Source organism: Cupriavidus sp. U2, assembly GCF_009663685.2.
GTDB lineage: Bacteria > Pseudomonadota > Gammaproteobacteria > Burkholderiales > Burkholderiaceae > Cupriavidus > Cupriavidus necator_C.
Genome location: NZ_RCOG02000027.1, coordinates 299,632 through 320,764 on the forward strand (window position 1 = coordinate 299,632; position 21,133 = coordinate 320,764).

21 protein-coding genes and 1 tRNA gene are annotated in these 21,133 nt (G+C 67.2%); 8 read left to right on the forward strand and 14 right to left on the reverse strand.

What is annotated here, in order from left to right; genetic code table 11:
* The first annotated feature begins 57 nt into the window (after positions 1-57).
* Both D9X30_RS20915 and D9X30_RS20920 read left to right on the forward strand, forming a co-directional pair.
* A complete protein-coding gene (locus D9X30_RS20915; RefSeq protein ID WP_153945954.1) occupies positions 58-372 on the forward strand; it encodes a hypothetical protein in 315 nt (104 codons plus the stop codon).
* A 90-nt stretch (positions 373-462) separates the two neighbouring features.
* A complete protein-coding gene (locus D9X30_RS20920; protein WP_249641031.1) occupies positions 463-642 on the forward strand; it encodes a hypothetical protein in 180 nt (59 codons plus the stop codon).
* Between the two features lies 1 nt (position 643).
* On the opposite strand, the gene D9X30_RS20925 is transcribed toward D9X30_RS20920, so the two are convergent.
* A complete protein-coding gene (locus tag D9X30_RS20925) occupies positions 644-1,399 on the reverse strand; it encodes an HAD family hydrolase (protein WP_153945952.1) in 756 nt (251 codons plus the stop codon).
* A gap of 130 nt (positions 1,400-1,529) precedes the next feature.
* The gene (locus D9X30_RS20930) at positions 1,530-2,210 is read right to left on the reverse strand and encodes a Crp/Fnr family transcriptional regulator (protein ID WP_153945951.1); all 681 of its coding nucleotides are present in this window, start codon (positions 2,208-2,210) and stop codon (positions 1,530-1,532) included.
* A 189-nt stretch (positions 2,211-2,399) separates the two neighbouring features.
* Between D9X30_RS20930 and D9X30_RS20935 the strand changes: the two genes are divergently transcribed.
* Positions 2,400-4,037, forward strand: a complete 1,638-nt coding sequence (locus D9X30_RS20935; protein WP_153945950.1) for an acyl-CoA synthetase — start codon at positions 2,400-2,402, stop codon at positions 4,035-4,037.
* Positions 4,038-4,076: 39 nt separating this feature from the next.
* Here the strand turns inward: D9X30_RS20935 and D9X30_RS20940 are convergent, their stop codons facing one another.
* Entirely contained in the window at positions 4,077-4,955 is an 879-nt protein-coding gene (locus D9X30_RS20940; RefSeq protein WP_153945949.1) for a c-type cytochrome, read from the reverse strand.
* A gap of 242 nt (positions 4,956-5,197) precedes the next feature.
* Here D9X30_RS20940 and D9X30_RS20945 point away from each other — a divergent pair.
* Together D9X30_RS20945 and D9X30_RS20950 are read left to right on the forward strand one after the other, a co-directional pair.
* Positions 5,198-5,274, forward strand: a tRNA-Val gene (locus tag D9X30_RS20945).
* Between the two features lie 74 nt (positions 5,275-5,348).
* Complete coding sequence (locus D9X30_RS20950) at positions 5,349-5,681, forward strand: DUF2322 family protein (RefSeq protein ID WP_153945948.1); 333 nt, start codon at positions 5,349-5,351, stop codon at positions 5,679-5,681.
* Between the two features lie 99 nt (positions 5,682-5,780).
* On the opposite strand, the gene D9X30_RS20955 is transcribed toward D9X30_RS20950, so the two are convergent.
* The 10 genes from D9X30_RS20955 to D9X30_RS21000 all read right to left on the reverse strand — a co-directional run bounded on the left by D9X30_RS20955 (position 5,781) and on the right by D9X30_RS21000 (position 15,822).
* Positions 5,781-7,448: a cation acetate symporter gene (locus D9X30_RS20955; protein ID WP_153945947.1), complete on the reverse strand. Its 1,668-nt coding sequence runs from the start codon at positions 7,446-7,448 to the stop codon at positions 5,781-5,783.
* Entirely contained in the window at positions 7,445-7,750 is a 306-nt protein-coding gene (locus D9X30_RS20960) for a DUF485 domain-containing protein (RefSeq protein WP_153945946.1), read from the reverse strand. The genes D9X30_RS20955 and D9X30_RS20960 overlap by 4 nt, the downstream gene beginning before the upstream one ends.
* 287 nt (positions 7,751-8,037) lie before the next feature.
* Positions 8,038-8,331: a GYD domain-containing protein gene (locus D9X30_RS20965; RefSeq protein ID WP_153945945.1), complete on the reverse strand. Its 294-nt coding sequence runs from the start codon at positions 8,329-8,331 to the stop codon at positions 8,038-8,040.
* A gap of 268 nt (positions 8,332-8,599) precedes the next feature.
* Positions 8,600-8,938: a hypothetical protein gene (locus D9X30_RS20970; protein ID WP_153945944.1), complete on the reverse strand. Its 339-nt coding sequence runs from the start codon at positions 8,936-8,938 to the stop codon at positions 8,600-8,602.
* Between the two features lie 203 nt (positions 8,939-9,141).
* Positions 9,142-10,023, reverse strand: coding sequence for a LysR family transcriptional regulator (locus D9X30_RS20975; protein WP_153945943.1), 882 nt, complete (start codon positions 10,021-10,023; stop codon positions 9,142-9,144).
* A 54-nt stretch (positions 10,024-10,077) separates the two neighbouring features.
* Positions 10,078-10,782, reverse strand: coding sequence for a cysteine hydrolase family protein (locus D9X30_RS20980; protein WP_153945942.1), 705 nt, complete (start codon positions 10,780-10,782; stop codon positions 10,078-10,080).
* 136 nt (positions 10,783-10,918) lie between these two features.
* Positions 10,919-11,335, reverse strand: coding sequence for a hypothetical protein (locus D9X30_RS20985; protein WP_153945941.1), 417 nt, complete (start codon positions 11,333-11,335; stop codon positions 10,919-10,921).
* A gap of 179 nt (positions 11,336-11,514) precedes the next feature.
* The gene (locus D9X30_RS20990) at positions 11,515-12,333 is read right to left on the reverse strand and encodes a class I SAM-dependent methyltransferase (RefSeq protein ID WP_153945940.1); all 819 of its coding nucleotides are present in this window, start codon (positions 12,331-12,333) and stop codon (positions 11,515-11,517) included.
* A gap of 162 nt (positions 12,334-12,495) precedes the next feature.
* Positions 12,496-13,458 carry an NAD(P)/FAD-dependent oxidoreductase gene (locus D9X30_RS20995; RefSeq protein WP_153945939.1) on the reverse strand — a complete coding sequence of 321 codons (963 nt, stop codon included), beginning with the start codon at positions 13,456-13,458 and terminating at the stop codon, positions 12,496-12,498.
* 6 nt (positions 13,459-13,464) lie between these two features.
* Positions 13,465-15,822, reverse strand: coding sequence for a hypothetical protein (locus tag D9X30_RS21000; RefSeq protein WP_153945938.1), 2,358 nt, complete (start codon positions 15,820-15,822; stop codon positions 13,465-13,467).
* 241 nt (positions 15,823-16,063) lie between these two features.
* Between D9X30_RS21000 and D9X30_RS21005 the strand changes: the two genes are divergently transcribed.
* Positions 16,064-18,430 carry a xanthine dehydrogenase family protein molybdopterin-binding subunit gene (locus D9X30_RS21005; protein WP_153945937.1) on the forward strand — a complete coding sequence of 789 codons (2,367 nt, stop codon included), beginning with the start codon at positions 16,064-16,066 and terminating at the stop codon, positions 18,428-18,430.
* A complete protein-coding gene (locus D9X30_RS21010) occupies positions 18,397-18,858 on the forward strand; it encodes a (2Fe-2S)-binding protein (protein WP_153945936.1) in 462 nt (153 codons plus the stop codon). The genes D9X30_RS21005 and D9X30_RS21010 overlap by 34 nt, the downstream gene beginning before the upstream one ends.
* A gap of 19 nt (positions 18,859-18,877) precedes the next feature.
* Here the strand turns inward: D9X30_RS21010 and D9X30_RS21015 are convergent, their stop codons facing one another.
* A complete protein-coding gene (locus D9X30_RS21015; protein ID WP_228770783.1) occupies positions 18,878-19,561 on the reverse strand; it encodes a GntR family transcriptional regulator in 684 nt (227 codons plus the stop codon).
* A gap of 245 nt (positions 19,562-19,806) precedes the next feature.
* On the opposite strand from D9X30_RS21015, the gene D9X30_RS21020 reads away from it, so the two are divergent.
* The gene (locus tag D9X30_RS21020; RefSeq protein ID WP_153945934.1) at positions 19,807-21,105 is read left to right on the forward strand and encodes an MFS transporter; all 1,299 of its coding nucleotides are present in this window, start codon (positions 19,807-19,809) and stop codon (positions 21,103-21,105) included.
* Positions 21,106-21,133 lie beyond the last annotated feature (28 nt).

Here is a 21,133-nt window from a genome sequence, read left to right on the forward strand (position 1 = left end):
GGCGCGGGCGCGAGTAAAATACGGCCACGTGAAACCCGCTACGGACCCGAACGAAACATGAAGCTCCGCACGACGATCGTCACGATGTCGCTGGCCGCCATGGGCGCCATGAGCTCCCTGGCGCACGCCAGTGTGTCTTCCGATGCACACGCCTTCAAGGAAGGCGTCAAGGAAGCCGGCAAGAAAACCGGCCACGCGGTGGCCGATGTGGCCCGCACGATCGGCCACGGCGCCAAGGAAGCCGGCATCACCATCGGCCATGGCGCACGGGACGCCGGCCACGCGGTGGCCGACACCACGAAACGCGGCTATCAGGCGACCAAGCAGGCCATCAAGGGCGACGGGAAGAGCGAAGGCCGAGGCGAGGATTAATCCCGGATTGCGCCGACGATCTGGCCCGATGTCGCGCCGCCCCGCCGCACATGCGTACAATGCGCGGCTTAACCAATTGGAAAGCTGTCCGTGAAGAAAACCGACCTGGAAAAAAACAAGGGCCTGAAGATCAACAACAATCTGAAGCAGGCCGGCGCCAACCGGGCAGGTGGGCTCCCGAAGTCGCAGCGCCAGCAGGGCACCGGCAAGAACGGCCTGCTCGGCAAGCTGCTCGGCAAGGCCGTGCCGCAGGAAAAAACCGAGGACTGAATCAAATCGCCAGGGCCGCCGGCATCGCGCGCGCCACCGGGCAGGTCGGGTCGATGGCCCGGCACAGCGCATAGAGATCGCGCACGATCACATGCGGCGCCGGGCTGCTGCGGGCCCAGCGCGCCGCAGCGGCATCGTCCGAGCGCACCACCCATGCGGCCTGAAAACCAGCCGCGATCGCACCCACCACATCCAGATCCGCATCGTCGCCGACGTGCAGCATCCGTTCGGGCCGGCACCCGGCCAGTTCGGCCGCCGCATGGAAGATCGCGGCATCGGGCTTGGCGCACCCCGCGGTCTCCGGATTCAACGCCGCATGGAAGAAGTGGTGGCCGCCCGTCACCTGCAGGCTGGCGTTGCCGTTGGACACGGCCACCAGCGGAAAGCGGGCGCTCAGCCATTCCAGCGCCGGGAATGCATCGTCGAAGAAATCCACGCGCTGGCGCGCGGCAAAGAATACGTCATAGGCCGCCTCGGCCAGTTGCGGGTCTTCGTCCGACAGTTCCAGGAGCATGCGGATCGATCCCAGCCGCAGTTCGCGCAGGCTGTGCGACAGGTCGGGGCGCTGGGCCTGGAACCGCACGCGTAGCTCGCCCAGCACCTGCGGCGACGTCAGCAGGCCCGATGTGCGCGGCGCCTGCGCCAGCAGCCAGTCGTGCAGGGTCTGCTCGGCCCGGATGACGGCGGGCGTGAAGGGCCACAAGGTATCGTCGAGATCGAGCGAAATGGCCGCGAGGTTGGCCAGTGGTTGTTGCATGGGGACAGGGGCACGGAATTGGGAATCGGTCCGAATTGTGCCAGCGTTCGCCGCGCCCCGTACACCGCGCACCTTAGACAAGCGGCCATGCGGCGCCGGCAATCGCCCCGCATTCGGCACGCTGGCCGCCTTACAGTTCCGATATCCCGAAACGCCGCAGCGCCTCCAGGTCCGTGACCCGGATGGTCTGGTACGACAATCCGACCATGCCTTCGGCTTCCAGCCGCCGCAGCGCCTGGTTCACGCGCTGGCGCGACAGCCCGGTGAGCAGGCCGATTTCCTCCTGCGACAACTCCAGCACCGCCGTCGTCTTCGGATAGAGCGCCCGGTGGAACAGCTGGGCGATGGCCTGCGCCACGCGGGCATCGGCGCCCAGCAGGCGGTCGTTCTGCACCATGGCGATGAACTGGCCCATGCGCTCGTTGAGCTGGCGCACCACGTAGCCCGCAAAGGGCAGGCTGTCCGCCAGCAGCGTGTTGAAGACCGTCTCCGGCACCAGCAGCACGCGCGATTCGCGGATGGCGATCACATCGTAGCGCCGGTCTTCGCGCTTGATGACGCTGCCCTCCCCGCACCAGCCACCGGCCGGCACGCCACAGAAGGTGCAGCCGCGCCCGTCCGGCGTGTAGACCGCCAGCTTGATCAGGCCCGCATCCACGCCGATCCAGTGGCGCGAAAATTCGCCGCGCCGCGCGATATAGCTGTCGGGCGCGAACGTCCGCACCACGGTGCCCGACGCCGCCAGCGCCTGGTGGTCCGGCGCCAGCGCGCGATACCAGTCGTGTTGTTCAAGCAATTCGTGGACGTTCATGAGCCTGCGGCAACGGTTACGCAATGGAATCTGACGCGAAACTTACGCCAACGGGGCACAAGATGCATCAATGTCGCGGTTGGGGCAGATCTGTCGCCTGCATGACAGAGTCGGCCCGCGCGAGAATGATAGCGTGGCCCCCGACCGCACAACACGAATCCAACAGGATCCAGACAGGAGACACGCATCATGCCGACCGACTTCGATACCGGGCTGGCCCGCAACGCCGCCAATTTCGTGCCGCTGACCCCGCTCGACTTCATCGCCCGCGCGGCGGAAGTCTACGGCCAGCGGCCGGCCATCGTGCATGGTCCGCTGCGGCAGAACTGGCGCGATACCTATGCGCGCTGCCGCCGGCTGGCCAGTGCCCTCGCGCGCGCCGGCGTCGGCAAGGGCGACACGGTCGCCGCGTTGCTGCCCAACACGCCGGCCATGATCGAGGCGCATTTCGGCGTGCCGATGTCCGGCGCCGTGCTCAACGCGCTGAACATCCGCCTGGATGCCGCCAATCTGGTCTTCATGCTGCGCCACGGCGAGGCGCGCGTGCTGCTGGCCGATACCGAATTTGCCGATGTGGCGCGCCAGCTTGCGCGCGAGGTGCAGGGGCTCAAGGTCATCGCGGTCCATGACGTACTCGGCCCCGAGCCCGATGGGCCGTTTGGCGACATCGACTACGAGAGCTTCCTGGCCGGCGGCGACCCCGACTACAACTGGCGGATGCCGGCCGACGAATGGGATGCCATCGCGCTGAACTACACGTCCGGCACCACGGGCGACCCCAAGGGCGTGGTCTACCACCACCGCGGCGCGGCCATGAACGCGGTGTCCAACATCCTGGAATGGGACATGGCGAAGCATCCGGTCTACTTGTGGACGCTGCCGCTGTTCCACTGCAATGGCTGGTGCTTTGCGTGGACCGTGGCCGCCCGCGCCGGCGTAAACGTCTGCCTGCGCAAGTTCGATCCGAAGCTGGTGTTCGATCTGATGCGCGACGAAGGCGTGACCCACTACTGCGCCGCGCCCATCGTCCACACCGCGCTGGTCAGTGCCCCGGCCACGTGGCGCGAAGGCCTGCGCGGGCCGGTGCGGGGCATGGTGGCGGGCGCCCCGCCCCCGGCTGCCGTGCTGGCGCAGATGGAACAGATGGGTTTCGAACTGTCGCACGTCTATGGCCTGACCGAGGTGTACGGCCCGGCCGCGGCCTGTGCGGAGCAGGACGACTGGCGCGACGTGTCGATGGAAGAACGCGCCGTCCTGAAGGCTCGCCAGGGCGTGCGCTACCACCTGCAGGCAGGCGTGGCCGTACTGGACCCCGACACCATGCAGCCGGTGCCGCGCGACGGCGAAACCATCGGCGAAATCATGTTCCGCGGCAATATCTGCATGAAGGGCTACCTGAAAAACGACCGCGCCACGCGCGAGGCGTTTGCCGGCGGCTGGTTCCATACGGGCGACCTGGGCGTGTGCATGCCCGACGGCTATATCAAGATCAAGGACCGCAGCAAGGACATCATCATCTCAGGCGGCGAGAACATCTCCAGCGTCGAGGTCGAGGACGCGATCTACCGCCACCCGGCCGTCATGGCCGCCGCCGTGGTGGCCCAGCCCGACGCCAGGTGGGGCGAAACCCCGTGCGCGTTCGTCGAACTCAAGGACGGCGCGAGCGCCACCGCCGAGGAAATCATCGCCCACTGCCGCACGCTGCTGGCCGGCTTCAAGGTGCCCAAGGCCGTGTACTTCGGCCCGCTGCCCAAGACATCGACGGGCAAGATCCAGAAGTTCGAACTCCGGCGCCAGCTGCAGTCTGCCGCCGCGATCGACGTCTGACGCCCCCCGCCGTGCAACGCGCCGCCGCGCCGCCGCGCTTCAGGGCTTGGGCGGCGGGGCGTCCGCCTTGCGACCCGCCATGTGGTGCAGGTAGGCCAGCAGATCCTTGAGCTCGGCGTCGGACAGGGTTTTCTGGTCGATCGACGACATCTTCGAGCCCGGCCACCAGCGCAGCGCCTGCGGGTCGCGGATCAGCTTCGACAGCTTGTCGTCGCCCAGGTATTCCACCGGGTTGTAGGGCACGTTCAGGTCCGGCCCCAGGTTGGCGTCGCCGGCGCGGTTCATCGAATGGCACGAGAAGCAGACGCGCTGGAACGCCGCAAAGCCGCGCATGACCGGGCCGTCGGCGGGCTCGCCTTCGGCCGGGCGGATCGCCGCAAAACGCTCGGCGGCGGTGCCGCCCAGATCAATGCGTGCAATCGCCCAGGTCCACAGGCTTTCGGTGATCCGCACCGGCGCCTCGGGCTGCCTGGCGGACTTCGGCACGGTCCAGATCAGCCGGAACGGGCCGATGTCCTGCCCTTTCAGCTTCGGCCACGGCTTTGCCGGGTTTTCCACCGCCAGCCACGCACGCGGGCCGTCGGGGCGGTCGGCCAGCAGCAGGCCCACCGGCAAATGCGAGACATAGCCATCGGTGGCGGCCGTGGTGGCGCTGCCGTCCGGCGTTGCCGGCAGGCCTGCCAGCAGCGCCGCCATCGGGATGGCCTTGAAGGTCATGCGGCGCTTGTAGTTGTCGTCATCGACAGTGACGCTGGCCAGGCGCCGGTCTTTCAGCAGCGCATCGCGGGTCAGGATCTTCTGCTGGTCGCCAGCGGTGATGGTCAGCTTGGCGGCGTCCTCGGCGTGCGCGGGTGCGGCGCCGATCAGGGCCAGCGTGCAGCCGATGGCTGCGGCGGCGCGGGTGAGCCAGGGGGTCATGTTCTCTCCTCGTGCGGGCACTGGGATGTTATCGAGGCGGGCGCCCTGGCCGTAACCCTAAACGATGCCCATGACAGGCTGCAATCTTCCCTGTCCCCCAACACACCTGTCCGCCGGCATGGCGCATGCTTCCCGGGATGCTGGCTGACGGTCGGCATGTGGCGCGCCGCCCCCCAGCAAAGGTTTTGCAAAAGAAATGCTTGCGCTTTGCCAAAGTCGTCTATAGAATTCGCGCCTTCGCTAGGCTCGTAGCTCAGCTGGTTAGAGCACCACCTTGACATGGTGGGGGTCGTTGGTTCGAGTCCAATCGAGCCTACCAACGCACAAACAGGAACGGACGGTCGCCCCTCGGCACCGTCCGTTTTTGCATTCCAGACCGAACGGAACCCTTTCATGATCCAGCCAAGCCCGGTATTCAACGACAACCTCGCCCAATTGCCCGCCATCGACGGCATCGCCCGCATCGACCTGGTCGACACCGCGGGCACCGTGGTGGCCAGCATCGAGAACGTACAGGGCAAGCAAGGCTCGCTGGCCGTGTACCACTACCTGCAGCAGGTCTTCGGCAAGCTCGATGCCCAGGCCGCCGAGCATGGCCTGGCCGTCTTTGCCGAACATACCGCCGATGCACGCAACCGGCCGGGCGCACACCCGAACGTGGACCGCCTGCTGGCCGTCGCCAGCGGCGGCGAAGCCCTGCGGATCGAGGTCATCGCCCGCGCCTGAGCGGCCTGCCGTCCGCCGCAGGACGCAGGACGCAGGAAAAGACAAACGGCCCCTTGCGAGGGGCCGCTCTTGCTCTTCTATTCCGGGGTGGCGAGGATCTTAGTGCGCGGTCGCTTCGCCCGCGCCGATGCCCGTCTCGGAGCGCAGTTCCTGCGCCTCGAAGCCAGCCTTGTCCAGCAGGGCGCGCCGTGACTTGTCGGTCACCGAGAACAGCCAGATGCCGACGAAACCGATCGTCATGGAGAACAGCGCCGGCGACGTGTAGGGGAACGGCGCGTTCTTGAAGTGGAACACATCGACCCAGACCGCCTGGGACAGCACGGTCAGCACCACCGCCGACACCAGCCCCAGGAAGCCGCCAACCATCGCGCCCCGCGTGGTGCAACCCTTCCACAGCACCGACAGGAAGAGCACCGGGAAGTTGGCCGATGCCGCCACCGCGAACGCCAGCGACACCATGAACGCGATGTTCTGCTTCTCGAACACGATACCCAGCACCACGGCGATGAAGCCCAGCACGATGGTCGTGAGCTTCGACACACGCAGTTCCTCGGCACTGGTGGCCTTGCCGTGCCTGAACACCGTCTGGTACAGGTCATGCGACACCGCCGATGCACCGGCCAGCGTCAGGCCGGCCACCACGGCCAGGATCGTGGCGAACGCCACCGCCGAGATAAAGCCCAGGAACACATTGCCGCCCACGGCGCTGGCCAGGTGAACGGCAGCCATGTTCACGCCACCCAGCAGCTTGCCGCTACCGTCCTGGAAGGTGGCGTTGGTGCCGACCAGCACGATCGCGCCAAAGCCGATGATGAACGTCAGGATGTAGAAGTAGCCGATCCAGGTGGTGGCCCAGAACACCGACTTGCGGGCTTCCTTGGCGTTCGGCACGGTGAAGAAGCGCATCAGGATGTGCGGCAGCCCGGCGGTACCGAACATCAGCGCGATGCCGAACGAGATGGCCGAGATCGGGTCCTTGATGAAGTTGCCGGGGCTCATGATCGAGTCCTTCTTCGCATGCACTTCCACGGCCTTGGCAAACAGCTGCTCGGGGCTGAAGTGATACTGCGCCAGCACCATGAAGGCCATGAACGACGCGCCGCCCAGCAGCAGGCAGGCCTTGATGATCTGCACCCACGTGGTGGCGGTCATCCCGCCGAACAGCACGTAAATCATCATCAGCGCGCCCACGATGACCACCGCCACCCAGTATTCCAGACCGAACAGCAGCTTGATCAGCTGCCCCGCGCCCACCATCTGCGCGATCAGGTAGAACGCCACCACCACCAGCGTGCCCGACGCCGCGAAGGCACGGATGGGCGCCTGCTTGAAGCGGTAGGCCGCCACATCGGCAAAGGTGAAGCGGCCGAGATTGCGCAGCCGTTCGGCCAGCAGGAAGGTGATGATGGGCCAGCCGACCAGGAAGCCGATCGAATAGATCAGTCCGTCATAGCCGTTGGTGTAGACCGCTGCGGAAATGCCCAGGAACGACGCGGCCGACATGAAGTCGCCGGCAATCGCCAGGCCATTCTGGAAGCCCGTGATGCCGCCGCCCGTGTAGAACGTGGCTGCGGACTTGGTTTTCTTAGCCGCCCACTTCGTAATGAACAGCGTGCCGATGACAAACACCACGAACATGCCGATGGCCGTCCAGTTGGTGGCCTGCTTCACGGCCTGGCCCAGGTCGCCGCCGGCGGCGAAGGCGTTGGCGGACAGCAGCAGTGCCGCGCCGAGCGCGGCGGCGCCAAATGCGTGACGGGTCATCATGCCACCTCCTGCTTGATGCGATCGGTCAGGTCGTCATAGACGCGGTTGGCATGGCGCACGTACAGGCCGGTAATCACAACGGTAAAGAGAATCACGAACAGCCCGATCGGCATGCCCCAGGTCATGACGCCCTGTCCCACGCGCGTTGCCAGCAGTTCCTTGTCGAAGGCAATCAGCAGCACGTAGCCGTAGTACACCACCAGCATCACGGCCGTCAGCAGCCAGCCAAGCCGGCCGCGCCGACGCACCAGTTCCTGATACTGCCGGCTGGCCTTCAGTTTCTCGATCACATCCTCTTGCATGCTTGTCTCCTGCGCATCGCTGCTGCACGTGCTTGCCACATATATTTGCGTTTGCCGCGCGGGTTGCTTCTGCACGGCGTGGTGACAAGGTAATGCGTGCCCCTTACCCGGTTCTTACACGGTGCGCCTGGCGATGCGGGGGTAAACGCCTAGCCTGTGCGTAAGTCCGTCGAGGTCCAGGCAGGTCGCGTCATCCGGATGGCCGCAGGGGGTCTGCGCCGGGGGCGGCCGCCGCGCGCGTCGATCCGTTCGCGGGTGCGACGCGCGGCGGCTGTGGCAGGCGCCGTTCAGCGCATCTTGCCGAGGATGGCCTTCATCTCGTCTTCGGTGAAGGCGCGCAGTGTCTGCGTGTGAACATTCCCCTGCGAGCCGATCGACAGACCAAAGGCCGTCACGGAGGCGTCGTCCTGCGCTTCCAGCGTCAGGATCACGTCATATTTTCCGAGCGTCCAGAACACGTCGGTCACCTTCACGCCGAACTGCGGCGCCATTTCGCGCACGGCTGCGGCGCGTTTGGTGGTGTCCTTGACAGTGCGTATGCCCTGGTCTGTAAAGCTGGCGAGCACGATGTATCGGGTCATGGCAAATCTCCGACAGGATGGGACAGCGTCGTCAGCGCGCTGACGGCGGCTCATGGCTTCGGAGCGTGACCCGACAGGTGCGCACAACGCACCGTCCTGACAAAACCGGATCGTGGACGCGTACACCTTGCAGGCGACACGCCGGGGAGTGTGAGCAACTTCGCATCGATGCAAGGAGCGAGCCACTGGCCGCACCATGCAGGCTGGCGGGCAGCGGCCATCCTTTTCGCGGATGATTCCCGCCCACGCCGTTGCAAGCCTGAAACAGTCAGCGTGACGGCGTGCGCACCGGCCCCGGACACGCCTTGAGCCCGAGCCATATCACGCCAATCACGATATTGACCGGGACGCTGAGCGCGCCCGGCACATAGAAGCACGCCGACAGCACCGGCGCGCGCATCAGCACTTCGACGGCGCCGCCCAGCCCGTACAGCAGCACGCCACACCAAAGCCACCGCCGCATATAGGTCAGCAGCCAGTGCGCGCGGGCCTGGTTGAAGCGCCAGGCCGCCGTGCGCGCGATCAGGTCGCCCCGGCTGGCGTCCGCGAACATCCAGTCGAAAAAGAAGTACCGATACAGCAGGGTGCGAAAGGCAAGCTCTTGCATGATGAGTGTGGGCCAACTCTGGCCGTATCGCGCAAAGACCGTGCCCACGCCGCTTCCGGCGCCGGGACTTTCACTACTTTAGGCGCTTCAGGCGCACCGGGCGGATTTTTCACGGCCGCCCTCGCATCGCACAGACGCATGCACCGGAGCGATGCACCGCGCATCGACGCGGGTCGCCGTGCCGCCATGCGTCGCGCGCATCACTACGCGCCGTAGTGCTCCGCCATGAAATCGATGAAGGCCCGTGCACGCGGCGTCAGGTGCCGGGTCTGCGGATAGAGCGCGTAGTAGTGGCTGGCGCCCGCGTGATACTGCGGCAGCACACGCACCAGACCGCCACGCGCCAGTTCGCTGCGCGCCGTGCGCTCGGTGAAGGCCGCGATGCCGGCGCCGGCCGCCGCGTACAGCGCGGTGATCGCATCGGCGGCCAGCGCGCCCCGCACGGCCACCCGTTCGGTCTGGCCGTTGGCATCGGTCAGTTGCCAGGTATCGGGCGCCGCGGCGAATGCCAGCAACTGGTGGCCGGGCAGATCGCTGGCGTTCACCGGCAGGCCCGCTGTGGCCAGGTAGGCGGGTGACGCCACCAGGACCGTATCGGACCTGGCCAGACGCCTGGCCATCAGACTGCTGTCGGCCAGCGGTGCGCTGCAGATGCGCAGCGCCACGTCGAAACGCTCGGCCACCAGGTCGACGAACTGGTCACTGCACGACAGTTCCAGCCGGATCTCCGGATAGCGCGCCCGAAACGCAGGCAGCCAGTCCTGCAGCTCGAGCGTGCCGATGGCCAGCGGCACCGTCACGCGCAGCGGCCCGGACAGTTGCGCGCCTTCACCCGTCATCGCCACGTTCATGGCGTCGATGCGGGCCAGGATATCGGCGCAGTGGCGGTGGTAGCGTTCGCCGGCGTCCGTCAACGCGAAGCGCCGCGTGTTGCGGTTCAGCAGCTGCACGCCCATGCTGGCTTCCAGTTGCTTGAGCTGCCGCGACACGGTGGAGTGGGACAGGTCGAGCCGCTCCGCCGCCGCCGAGAATCCCCTGGCCTCGACGATGGCGCGAAAGACACGCATGGCAAGCAGCTGGTCCATGAAAATGCCGTCCCCCAAAAGCAGAAACGCCCCGCGGGGCGTTCCAGGATAGTGTCAGCGCAGCGGCAGATGCGTGATGGCTGCAGTGGTCATCACATCGCCGAAGGTGTCTTCGATCTCCGCAAGCGCGGCATCATGCAGCGCGTCCTTGCCGATCGTACGGCCATCGGCGCGCGTGATGGCGCGCGTGGCCGAGGCGTCGGATGCTACCACAACGTGAAACCCGAGCGGCACCGCGTCGCGCGCGGCGCCTGCCACGCAGGCATGGGTCATCAGGCCCGCCAGCACGATGGTTTTGATGCCCATTGCCTTGAGGCGGCGCTCCAGGTCCGTGCTGGCAAACACGCTCACGGTTTCCTTGCGCAGCACGACGTCCTGCTGGCGCGGCGCCATGCCGGGCTGGAAGTCCACCGTCTGGCCATCCACGGCAAAGACCGCGGCGCCGGCCGGCGCGATGTGCTGGATCTGGAAGACGGGAATACGGTGGCGATCGGCAAACGCAAGCAGGCGCTGCGCGTTGTCCATGGCGCGCTGGCCATCGGGAATCGGCATCCGGCCGGAGAAGTACTCCTTCTGGAAGTCGATGACGACCAGCGCCGTGCTGCGCGGATCGAGATGCTCCACAGGCTTGGCACCCAGCATCGCACGGATGCCCGGGTGGGCGTTGTCTGTCGCCGCGTGGACGGCGCCGCCGGCAGATGCCGCAAGCGACAGGCTCACGGTGGCCAGGCGGAAGCAACGCAACAGGGTCAGGGTCATGACAGGCTCCTCAATGAATCGAGGCGCCAGTCTAGGTTTGCACGGGTGGCCTGTTCAACGCCATGCGCCGCACAGCATTTGTGCGGCGCATGCACAGGTGCGCGGTGCCACGCCGGTGGCACCAGCGTCGATCAGGTCAGGCGCCGTCGAGGTAGACGTTACGACGGCCCAGGCGACTGCCGAGGGCGTCCGGCGGCAGGCTCATGCTGGCGGGGTCGGCGGCGACCGGCGCTGGTGCCATGGTCGCGGCGCCCGGCGCAGGTGCCATGGTCGCGGCACCGGGCGCCGGCGGCACGCCCATCTGCACGGTTTCCATCGAACCCTGGGCGTAGGGATTGGCGGCGGGCTGCTGCGCGACGCCAACGGGTGCGGCCGGTGCGGCCGGCGCCGCGTAGCCCGTGGACGCGGCAGGGGCAACAGGCGCGCCAGGCGCGACCTGGGTGGCGGGCATCGGCTGGGCCTGCTGGGCTGGGGCCAACTGCTGCGCGAGCAGTGGGTACGACGCGATCAGTGCGCCAGCCATCAGCAGGGATTTCGCCAGATGTTGCTTCATTCGTGTACCTCCAGAAAAAGCCTACAGACTTGGGAACGCCCACTGTAGCGTCGAGGCACCTGACAAAGTGTTCCGTTTTGCAACTGTCATTAACGAGGCTTGCGGCCGACATTCATGCGCGGTATTTTCGCGCGCGTGCATCGGCCGCCACCTGGCGGGGGTCGCGTGCGGGGGCACGATCACGGCGGCGTCATGACCGTCACGCGCAGGTAGGTCGCCGGAATCTCGGTGACGTCGGGCCTGCCACTCCGGTTTTGCGCGTTGAACAGCGCGTCGAGTTCGCGCTGCAGATCGTCGCGCTTGCCGTTTGCCTCTGCGGCGGCAAACGCGTTCATGGTCGGGCCGTAGAAATCGCGGAATGTCGCCAGGAAGTCAGATGGCTTGCCGGCGTACCGGAAGACATACGTGTCCCGGTCAAAGCCGATGTTCTCCGGCGGCACGCCTGCGGCGCCGAATCGCTCGGTCACGATGATCTCGTGGCCCCACAGCATGGGGCTGATAAAGCCTTCCGGCGGCGGCGGCGAATAGGCCATGCTGATCTTCAGCACCTGCGCGACCAGCGTGGGATCGTTCGGAATCCAGTTGCCCATCACGATGCGCCCGCCGGGCTTGGCCACGCGCACCATCTCGCTGGCCACCTCCGCTGGCTTGGGCGCGAACATGGCGCCGAACATGCTGACGACCAGGTCGAAGGTGTGATCCGGCAGGTCCGTCAGCGCGCAGGCATCGCCCTCCTGGAAGCGCAGGTTCCCGAGCCCCGCTTCCTGCGCGCGCCGGTTGCCGGCGGCCACCAGGTTGCTGGCGATATCGACGCCCAGGACGTCGGCCCCGCGCTTCGCTTCAGGCACTGCGGTGGTGCCGTCCCCGCAAGCCAGGTCCAGCACCTTCATGCCGGGCGTGACGCCCAGCCGTGCCACCAGTTCGTCGCCACTCTCGCGCATGGTCGCCGCCAGCCGCGTGAAGTCGCCCTTTTCCCACAGCGCCTTGTTCGGATTCATCTGGTGCCCCCTTGTTGCCATGTCGTTGGATCGTTGTCCGTGCCGACCCCGTCGGCACCCGGCACCCGCGTTGCGGGTTCTGGTTTTGTAGTGCATGGGACAGTGGCGGGCAATGGGACCGAAGCCCCGCGCGACGGACAAGACACCCGGGGCACCGGGCGGTCACCGCACAGCCAGATGCGCGCGCGCGTACACGTCGCCCAGTGCGGCGCGACTGGCGCGGTAGGTCTGCAACACCCAATCCGCGTACAACGCGGCCGCCAGGCTGCTCCGCTGCGGCCAGCGCACCACATCGGCGGCCAGCGCGCCGGCACGGGCGCCCGATTCCAGCGCAAAGCGCAGGCCGTCGCCGGTAGCCGGATCGAGATAGCCGGCGGCATCGCCACAAACGAAGTACCCCGCGCCTGCGGCCTGCCGCAGATGCCGCCAACGGCGGCACTCGCGCCAGATCCGGCCAACGGGCCGCATGCCGGGGGGCCATGCCACGCTGGCGTCGCGAGTGCCGCGCAGCGCCGTCCAGATGCAGCCCTGCGGCGTGGCGTGCCACCACAGCCATCCACCGGGGCCAATCACGAACTGCGTACCCGGTGCGCTGGCCTGCCCCGCAACCAGCACGCCAAAGCCACGCTGCAGCCACCAGGCCCGCGAGTCGATCCCTTCCGGCAGGCCCAGGCTGCGGCGCAGCCAGCCGTTCACGCCGGACGCGTCGATCACGACGTATGCGCCGGCGGCAAGGCCACGGCCGGACATGCCCTCCACACCCGTCACGCGATGGCCGGCCACACGCGGCCGCAACATGGCCGCGGGCATGACCTGGTAGTCGGTTCCGGCACGCTCCGCCGCCTCGCGCAGACCGCGATCGAGCTGCGCACGATCGACGGCACGGCCTCGCTGTGCAGGAACGGTGTCCTGCCCTGCATGGTCGAGCCAGATGTCGGACCGGGCAGCCAATGCAGGCGAGATCGCATCCAGGAGCCGCAACGCTCCCACGGACGCGCATTCCGGCACCGCGCGCGTACGGCCGGCGCCCACCATCGTCACCGGGCAACCGGCGCGGGCCGCCGCGATGGCTGCCGCGCATCCCGCCGGACCGTCGCCGATCACCAGCACGCCACCATTGCGCATGATTGGTCAGTACAGCGCCAGTGCTTGCGGGCCCGGCGGGCGGCGCCGCACCGCGCCGATCAGGCCCGCCGGGGTGGCATCGCATTGCAGCGCCTCGGCATACGGCACGCGCAGCCGCCCGGGTTCATGCTGGCGGGGCACGGCGCTGGCATCGGCGGGAAGCACGAACACGAAGCGATAGACGATATCGGCCGCGCCATCGTGGGCAAGTGCGGGAGCGGCGTCCAGCCTTCGTGCCGACACCAGCCACAACCGCGTGTGCGACGGCACCTGCCCGTTGTCGCACGCGGCCACCGCGTGGCGCAGCGCACTGATCCGGCGGATCAGCTCGGCCGAGTCGACATGCTCGAACGCACCGAACAGCATCTGGCCACGCAACGCATTGGCCACGTAATCCGAACGCTGGATGTCGGCGTAGTCCACCTCGCCCTCTGGGGTCAGGTACGGACCATACTCGCCGTCCCAGCCCGGCCTTGTCGCCCTGCCGTGCGCCAGCGGATGCGACGGGTGATAGCCGAGTTCGTCATCGAGCATCGGCAGCGCCGTCGGGGCATCGGCACGACGGAACGTGCGCGACGCATCCGGGCTTAGCGCCGGCCAGAAGCTGTTCGACGCCGCGCACAGCTTGATGTCCTCCGCAAACGGGCTGCCCAGGCCGAACGTGGCCAAATAGATGCCACCCCATCCGCCGGCGTAGGTCACATCCCAGCCCGGCGCGAACACGCTGGACGATGCATCGGACAGGAACGACACCATGCGCGGCACATGCATGCCGTCTGCCTGCGGTGCCTGCCCGCGTGGCGCCAGGCTGAACGACACCGGCATGGTGGTCTCGCCGGGCGCAAACGCCCGCGCCCCGCTGAACGGGTCCCGGTGCATGGGGTTGGCGGGCAGACGTTCGGCACTAAGCGACAGCGGCGATCCGCTGCGAAATTGCGACTTCGGGTCGATGTTCTGCTCGCGGAACCACCGCTGCAGCTCCGCCTGGTCGGCGTAGGGATAAAAATCGGGCGCGGCCACCACGGAATAGGCCGGAAACACATGGCGGCGCGGCCATTGCGCCACGCGCACGCTGACCGCCCCTTCCGCGCAGTGGTCCAGGAACAGCTGGGCTTGATAGCCGCCCTGCTTGACTTCCGCCAGGAACTGGTCGCGGTCCGATGGCTCCGCGCACATGTCGCGATAGGTGGCCCCGTCGTCTTGCCAGCGGTGTCGGATATTGATGTACTCGGGGGCGTTGCGAGGCTCCGGATAGCGCAGGAACGCCGGGGCGAAATGCGGGATATATCGCTCGCGCAACGCGTTGATGCCCTCCAGGAACAGCTTGAACAGGTCAGAGAAAATGCGCTGGGTGGTGAAGCGCCGGTTGACCACCGGCACCACGCGCCATTGCGCCGGCACGCGGAAGCCCCGAATCCTGAAATGCTCTGGCGTCAGCGGTTCGATCAACGGCAACGCCCCCGGCATCAGCCAGACGGAATCGCCCTTGCGCACCAGCGCGATCGGCGGGGCGGTGGAGCCCGGCACCGGCGCGGCGCTCTGCGCGGCATCCGGGAAGCGCCACGACTGCGAATACGGCGGATCGGCCAGCACGGCTTTGGGCTCCGGCTTCACGCCCCAGCGCGCCTGCACGGCGCGGCGCAGCTTGTCGCCAACGTGATGGTGGCCAAATTCCAGCGTCAGGTCGTGCCCCGGCACGCAACCGCTGGCAAACAGCTTGCGCACGGGCACCAGGAATTCGCGCGCTGCGTCGCCCTCGCGTTCGCCTTCGACCAGGCTCAGCGCGCTGGCACCGAGCGTCCTGCGCACCAGGAACGCCGCGTAGTGGGCGGGCAGCACGCGTACGTGCTCCGGGTGCCCCGCCACGGTCGGCACGTGGCTGCGCGTGCGGGGGTCGTAGCTCGATTCGGTGTCGCCGTTGCGCGCGATGCCGAGCCGCGAGAAGACCAGGTCTGCGTGCTGCTGGTGCCCGGTGCGGCGTGCCGGCCGGTATTGGCAGGCCAGCACCGCAATATCGAGCGATGCCCAGTCGTCGGGCAGCGGCGCGCGGGAATAGATGTAGTTCTCCAGCAGGTCCAGGTCGGCCAGCTCGACTCCCGCATCCAGCGTCGGGCACTCCGCCAGCGCCAGCATGTGATAGAGCAGGCTGCGCGCGGGGTCCCCCGGCTCCACGGCACGCTGCGTGGCACGGCTCAGTTCGGCCACGCGCGGGTCCGACCAGTCGATCCGCAGCGGACGTTCGAGGATGTCGGCGGTCTCGTCGGCCGATCGAACCATGGACAGGTCCAGGCCATGCCGCAGCAGCGCCTGTTTCCACGGCGCCGACAATCGCAGCACCCAGGCATGCATCGCTTCGACGGGCATCGCGCACCTCCCCCGGACAGCTGGCGGCGTGCCCGCATGCGCGGGGCGCGCGCTTTCATCGGATTTCCATCCGTATGCCATCGCATTGATGTCTGGCGGGTACGCGTTGGCCTTTAGGCCTAGACGTACCGTTGCCGCCTCGCGATGGCGGGCGACATTGACTAATATAGGTGATCGCAGCAGCAAGAGAATCGGGCTTGCGCGCTTGCGTTTGCGACCAGGGGCGACCAGGGGCCATGTCATGCTGACGCGCAGAACCTTTCTACTCGGCGGTGCAGCGGCCGGCGCGCTGGTGGTGGGATGGACATTGCTGCGCCCCGAGGACCGTCTCGACGCCGACCTGCCGCCGCCCGTCAGCACCGGCGATGCGCGCCTGAACGGCTGGGTCGTGATCGGCGCCGACAACCACGTGACCATCGTCATGAGCAAGGCCGAAATGGGCCAGGGTGTGCATACCGGCGCGGCCATGCTGCTGGCCGAGGAACTCGATGCCGACTGGTCACAGGTGCGCGTGGAGCAGTCCGCCATCGCACCGCTCTACGTCAATCACGAAAACCTGCCGCGCAGCCTGCCGTTCCGTCCCGACGACGACGGCGCGCTGGCCCATATCAGCGAATACCTGGCCCGGCGCGGCGCGCGCCTGCTGGGGTCGATGGTGACCGGCGGATCGACCAGCATCGTGGACCTGTGGCAGCCGATGCGCGAAGCAGGCGCCTCCGCGCGCGCCATGCTGTGCGGCGCGGCCGCGCGCCGCTGGGATGTGCCCGCGGAACAGTGCCAGGCCCGCTCCGGGCGCGTGTTCCACGCGGCATCGGGGCGTTCGGCCAGCTTTGGCGAACTGGCCACGGACGCGCGCGACATGCCACATCCCGCCCATCTCACGCTCAAGGACCCGAAGACGTTCACGCTGATCGGCCAGCGCCTGGGCCGTATCGAGGCAAAGGCCAAGCTCGATGGCACCGCGCGCTTCGGCATCGACGCGTTGCCCGACCACCTGCTCTATGCGAGCGTGCTGATGTGCCCGACCCTGGGCGGCACCGTGCGCAAGTTCGACGTGAACAAGGTGATGCACAAGATCGGCGTAAAGGGGTTCTATCTGGTCGATGCGTACCACGGCGGCACGGGGGGCGTGGCAGCGATCGCCGAGAATCCGTTCCTCGCCATGCGCGCGCTGTGCGAGTTGCCGGTCGAATGGGATCACGGGCCGGCCGCGGGTCTGAACACCGATGACGTGCGCGCGGCGCTGACCCGTGCGCTGGAATCCGGCAGCGGCGGCCACACGTTCTATCGTACCGGCGACGCCGAAGCGGCGCTCAAGCACGGCAAGGTGCTGGAAATGCGCTACGAGGTGCCCTACCTCGCGCATGGCGCGCTGGAGCCGGTCAACTGCACGGTGCAGGTGGACGGCCGCAAGGCCCAGGTGTGGGTGTCCACACAGGTGCCGATGGCCGCGCGCAAGGCGGTGGCAAACATGCTGGGCCTGAGCGTCGATGACGTGCAGCTCCACCAGCTACTGCTGGGCGGCGCGTTCGGGCGACGGCTAGAGATCGACTTCATCGTGCAGGCCGCCGCCATCGCACGGCACGCTTCGCCCAACCCGGTGCAGACCATCTGGTCGCGTCCGCAGGATATGACGCATGATTTCTACCGGCCCGCCTGCATGGCGGTTTGCCGCGGCACGCTGGACGCCGATGGGCGGCTTGTGGGGTGGGAAAGCGTCACGGCCAGCCAGTCGATCGCCGAACAGGCGCTGCCGCGCGCGTTCGGCAAGCCGCGCTTCCTGACCCGGCTGCTGCCCGATGCCACCATGGCCGAGGGCGCGTTTGACCAGCCCTACGCATGCCCCAACATGCGGGTGCACCACCATCGCGTCGAACTGCCCGTGCCCGTCGGCTACTGGCGCTCCGTCGGCCATTCGCACCAGGCGTTCTTCGTCGAGTGCTTTCTCGACGAGATGGCGGCGGCGGCGGGCAAGGATCCGATCGCCTTCCGGCTGGCACTGCTCACGCAGCCGGCACACCGGCGCCACGTACGCGTGCTGGAGACGCTGCGCGAGCGCGCCGCATGGCGCGGCCCCCCGCAATGGACGGGCCGCGATGGCGTGGCGTTCGCACGCGGCATGGCGATGCACGAATCGTTCGGCAGCGTCGTAGCCCAGGTGGCCGAGGTGGCGGAGGTCAAGAGACAGGGTGCCCTGGCAGAGCGTGATTTCCGCGTGACGCGGGTGGTGTGCGTGGTGGATTGCGGCCGCGCCATCAATCCGAACCTGGTGGAGCAACAGATGGAAAGCGGCATCGTGTTCGGGCTGTCGGCCGCGCTGCAACAGGCCATCACGTTGCGCAACGGGCAGGTGCAACAGCACTATTTTCCCGACTTCCCGATTATCGACATGGAGACCTGTCCCGTCATCGAGACCTATGTGCTGGACAGCGACGCAGCGCCAGAAGGCGTGGGGGAATCCGCCACCCCGCCCATCGCGCCCGCCGTGGCCAACGCCTTGTTCGCGCTGACCGGGCAGCGCCACCGCAGGCTGCCGCTGCAGGCGACACCTGCCGTACCGGAGGGCAACGACCCATGGTGTCAGTCCGTCTCAACGGCAAGACCGTAGACCTGAAATCCGCCACCGACACGCCGCTGCTCTGGGCGCTGCGCTGCGAGCAGCGCCTGACCGGCACCAAGTTCGGGTGCGGCATCGGCGTATGCGGCGCGTGCACGGTATTGCTCGACAACCGTGCCACGCCGGCATGCCAGCTGCTGCTGAAGGATCTGCGCGGTGCGCGCATCACCACGGTCGAAGGCCTGCAAGGCCCGGTCGCGCAGGCCCTGCGCGCGGCGTGGATCGAGTTCGATGTGGTGCAGTGCGGCTACTGCCAGAGCGGTCAGCTGGTGGCGGCCGCGGCGCTGCTGGCCCGCTGCCCGGTGCCGACAGACCTGCAGATCGATATGGCGATGCGAGGCATCGTCTGCCGCTGTGGCACGTTTCCGCGCATCCGCAGGGCCATCCACAAGGCAGCCGCCATGTGCCGGCGCGGCTGAGCGGCTGGCGCCGGAAGCGTCAGCGGCCGCGCCGTGCGTTGGCCACGCGGGCTGCCGGCTCGGCGGATTCGGCCAGCGTCAGTTCCACCACACGCAGCACTTCCCGGGCCGTGTTTTCCGAATGCTCGCGCAGGATGCCCGCCAGGCGCGGACGCCCCGGTTCGTGCAGCGCGGTCATGATGGCCTCGTGTTCCTCGTGCGATTCCTGCCAGCGCATCAGGTCGGCATTCGCCGCGCCGCGCGCACGATGCACCTTGCTCATCAGCGTGGCATAGATGCCCGACAGCACGGCGTTGTCGGCGCTGTCGACAATCATCTGGTGGATTTCCTGGTTGATGCGGAAGTAGTCGGTGCGGCGCCCGGCATCGTGGGCGTCGATCATCGCCCGATGCTTGCGCTCGATCTTCGCCAGCGCCGCATCGTCGAGCCGTTGCGCGGCCAGATCGCCCGCGTGGGCTTCCAGCCCGTGCAGCGTCTCGAAGGTGGCGCGCAGTTCGTCAAGGTCGAGCGGCGCCACGCGATAGCCGATGTACTGGCGATGCAGCACCAGGCCTTCGGACACCAGCACCTTGAGCGCCTCGCGCAACGGCGTCTTCGATACGTCGAACGCGTCGCAGAAGGCCTTCTCGTCGATGCGCACGCCGGGCGGCAACTCGCCCTCCTGGATCATCGTGCGCAGCCGCGCCGCGATTTCGGCCGACATGCCCAGTGTGCGCAGGCGGGCGGTTTTAGGAAGCACTTGTGTCACGAACGTCACCAGAATAGGGAATCTGCACCAGTCCGAAGATTAGCACACCCAGATTGGTGCTTACCCTATGACTATATTAATCAACAAGTTAGCAGCGTTGTAATTACAGATTACGTATCCTATACTCCGTTCCAGTTGCGCGACACCCAAACAGAAACGCCTCGAAAACGCAGCACCCCAGGAGCAAGGAGACCCCCGTCATGTCCACCACAAGCCAGGCCGCCACGATGACGGCCCCGCGCAGCAGCGTCCGCTGGAAGATCTTCCTGATGATGCTGTTCCTCATCGCCATCAACTACATCGACCGTGCGTCGCTGTCGGTGGCGATGCCGCTGATCGCCAAGGAATTCGACCTGAGCCCCACCATGCAGGGTATGGTCCTGAGCGCGTTCTTCTGGACCTATGCGCTGATGCAGGTGCCGGGCGGCATGCTGGCCGACAAGTACAAGCCGCGCATCGTGATTGCCTGCGCCACCGTGTTCTGGGGCGCATTCCAGGCACTGGCCGCCGTCTGCACCAACACCACCGCCCTGCTGCTGACCCGCCTGGGCCTGGGCGCCGCCGAAGCGCCGATCTACCCGGCGGGCGGCAAGCTCAACGCGATCTGGATGACGCAGAACGAACGCGGCCGCGGCGCCACGCTGCTCGATGGCGGCGCGCCGCTGGGCGCGGCGCTTGGCGCAATCATCATCACCTGGCTGATTTCCTCGCTCGGTTCGTGGCGCCTGGCCTTCGTGGTGGCCGGTGTCGGTACCGTCATCGCCGGTGTCGTGGCCTGGTGGTACATCCGCAATTCGCCGCGCGAACACGCTGGCGTCAATGAACTGGAAGCCAGCTATCTCGAAGAAGCCCACGCCACCGAACACCGCGCCGAGCCGGCCAACCTGTCGGGCCGCTCGCTCGATTTCTTCAAGTACCGCTCGGTCTGGTGCATGGCCATTGGCTGGATGTGCTTCAACACCGTCTTCTACGGCCTGCTGACCTGGATGCCGAACTACCTGAACAAGGTGCATGGCTTCGACATCAAGGCCATGGGCGGCGCCAGCTTCATCATCTTCTTCAGCGGCTTCATCGGCGAACTGATCGGCGGCTGGATTGCCGACAAGTGGAAGGAAGCCGGCGGCCGGCCCAACGTGGTCATGCGCACGCTGTTCGGCATTGCCGCCGTGGTGGCCACGGTGTCGATCTTCTCGGTGGCCTATGTGACCAACCCCGTGGTGGTCGTGGCCCTGCTCTCGTCCACGCTGTTCTTCCTGCGCTGGTGCGGCCTGTTCTGGTGCATCCCGTCGATCCTGGGCACCCGCAACAAGATCGGCTTCCTGGGCGGCGTGATGAACCTTGGCGGCAATATCGGCGGCATCAGCGTGCCGATCATCGTCGGCATGATCGTGCAGTACACCGGCTCGTACTTCCTGGCGCTGATGTTCTTCGCGGCTGCCGGCGTGGGCCTGCTGCTGGCGTCCACGGCCATCGACTACGAAAAGAAGATCCCGGTCTGACGACCCGCTTCGCACCGCCGATCCACAA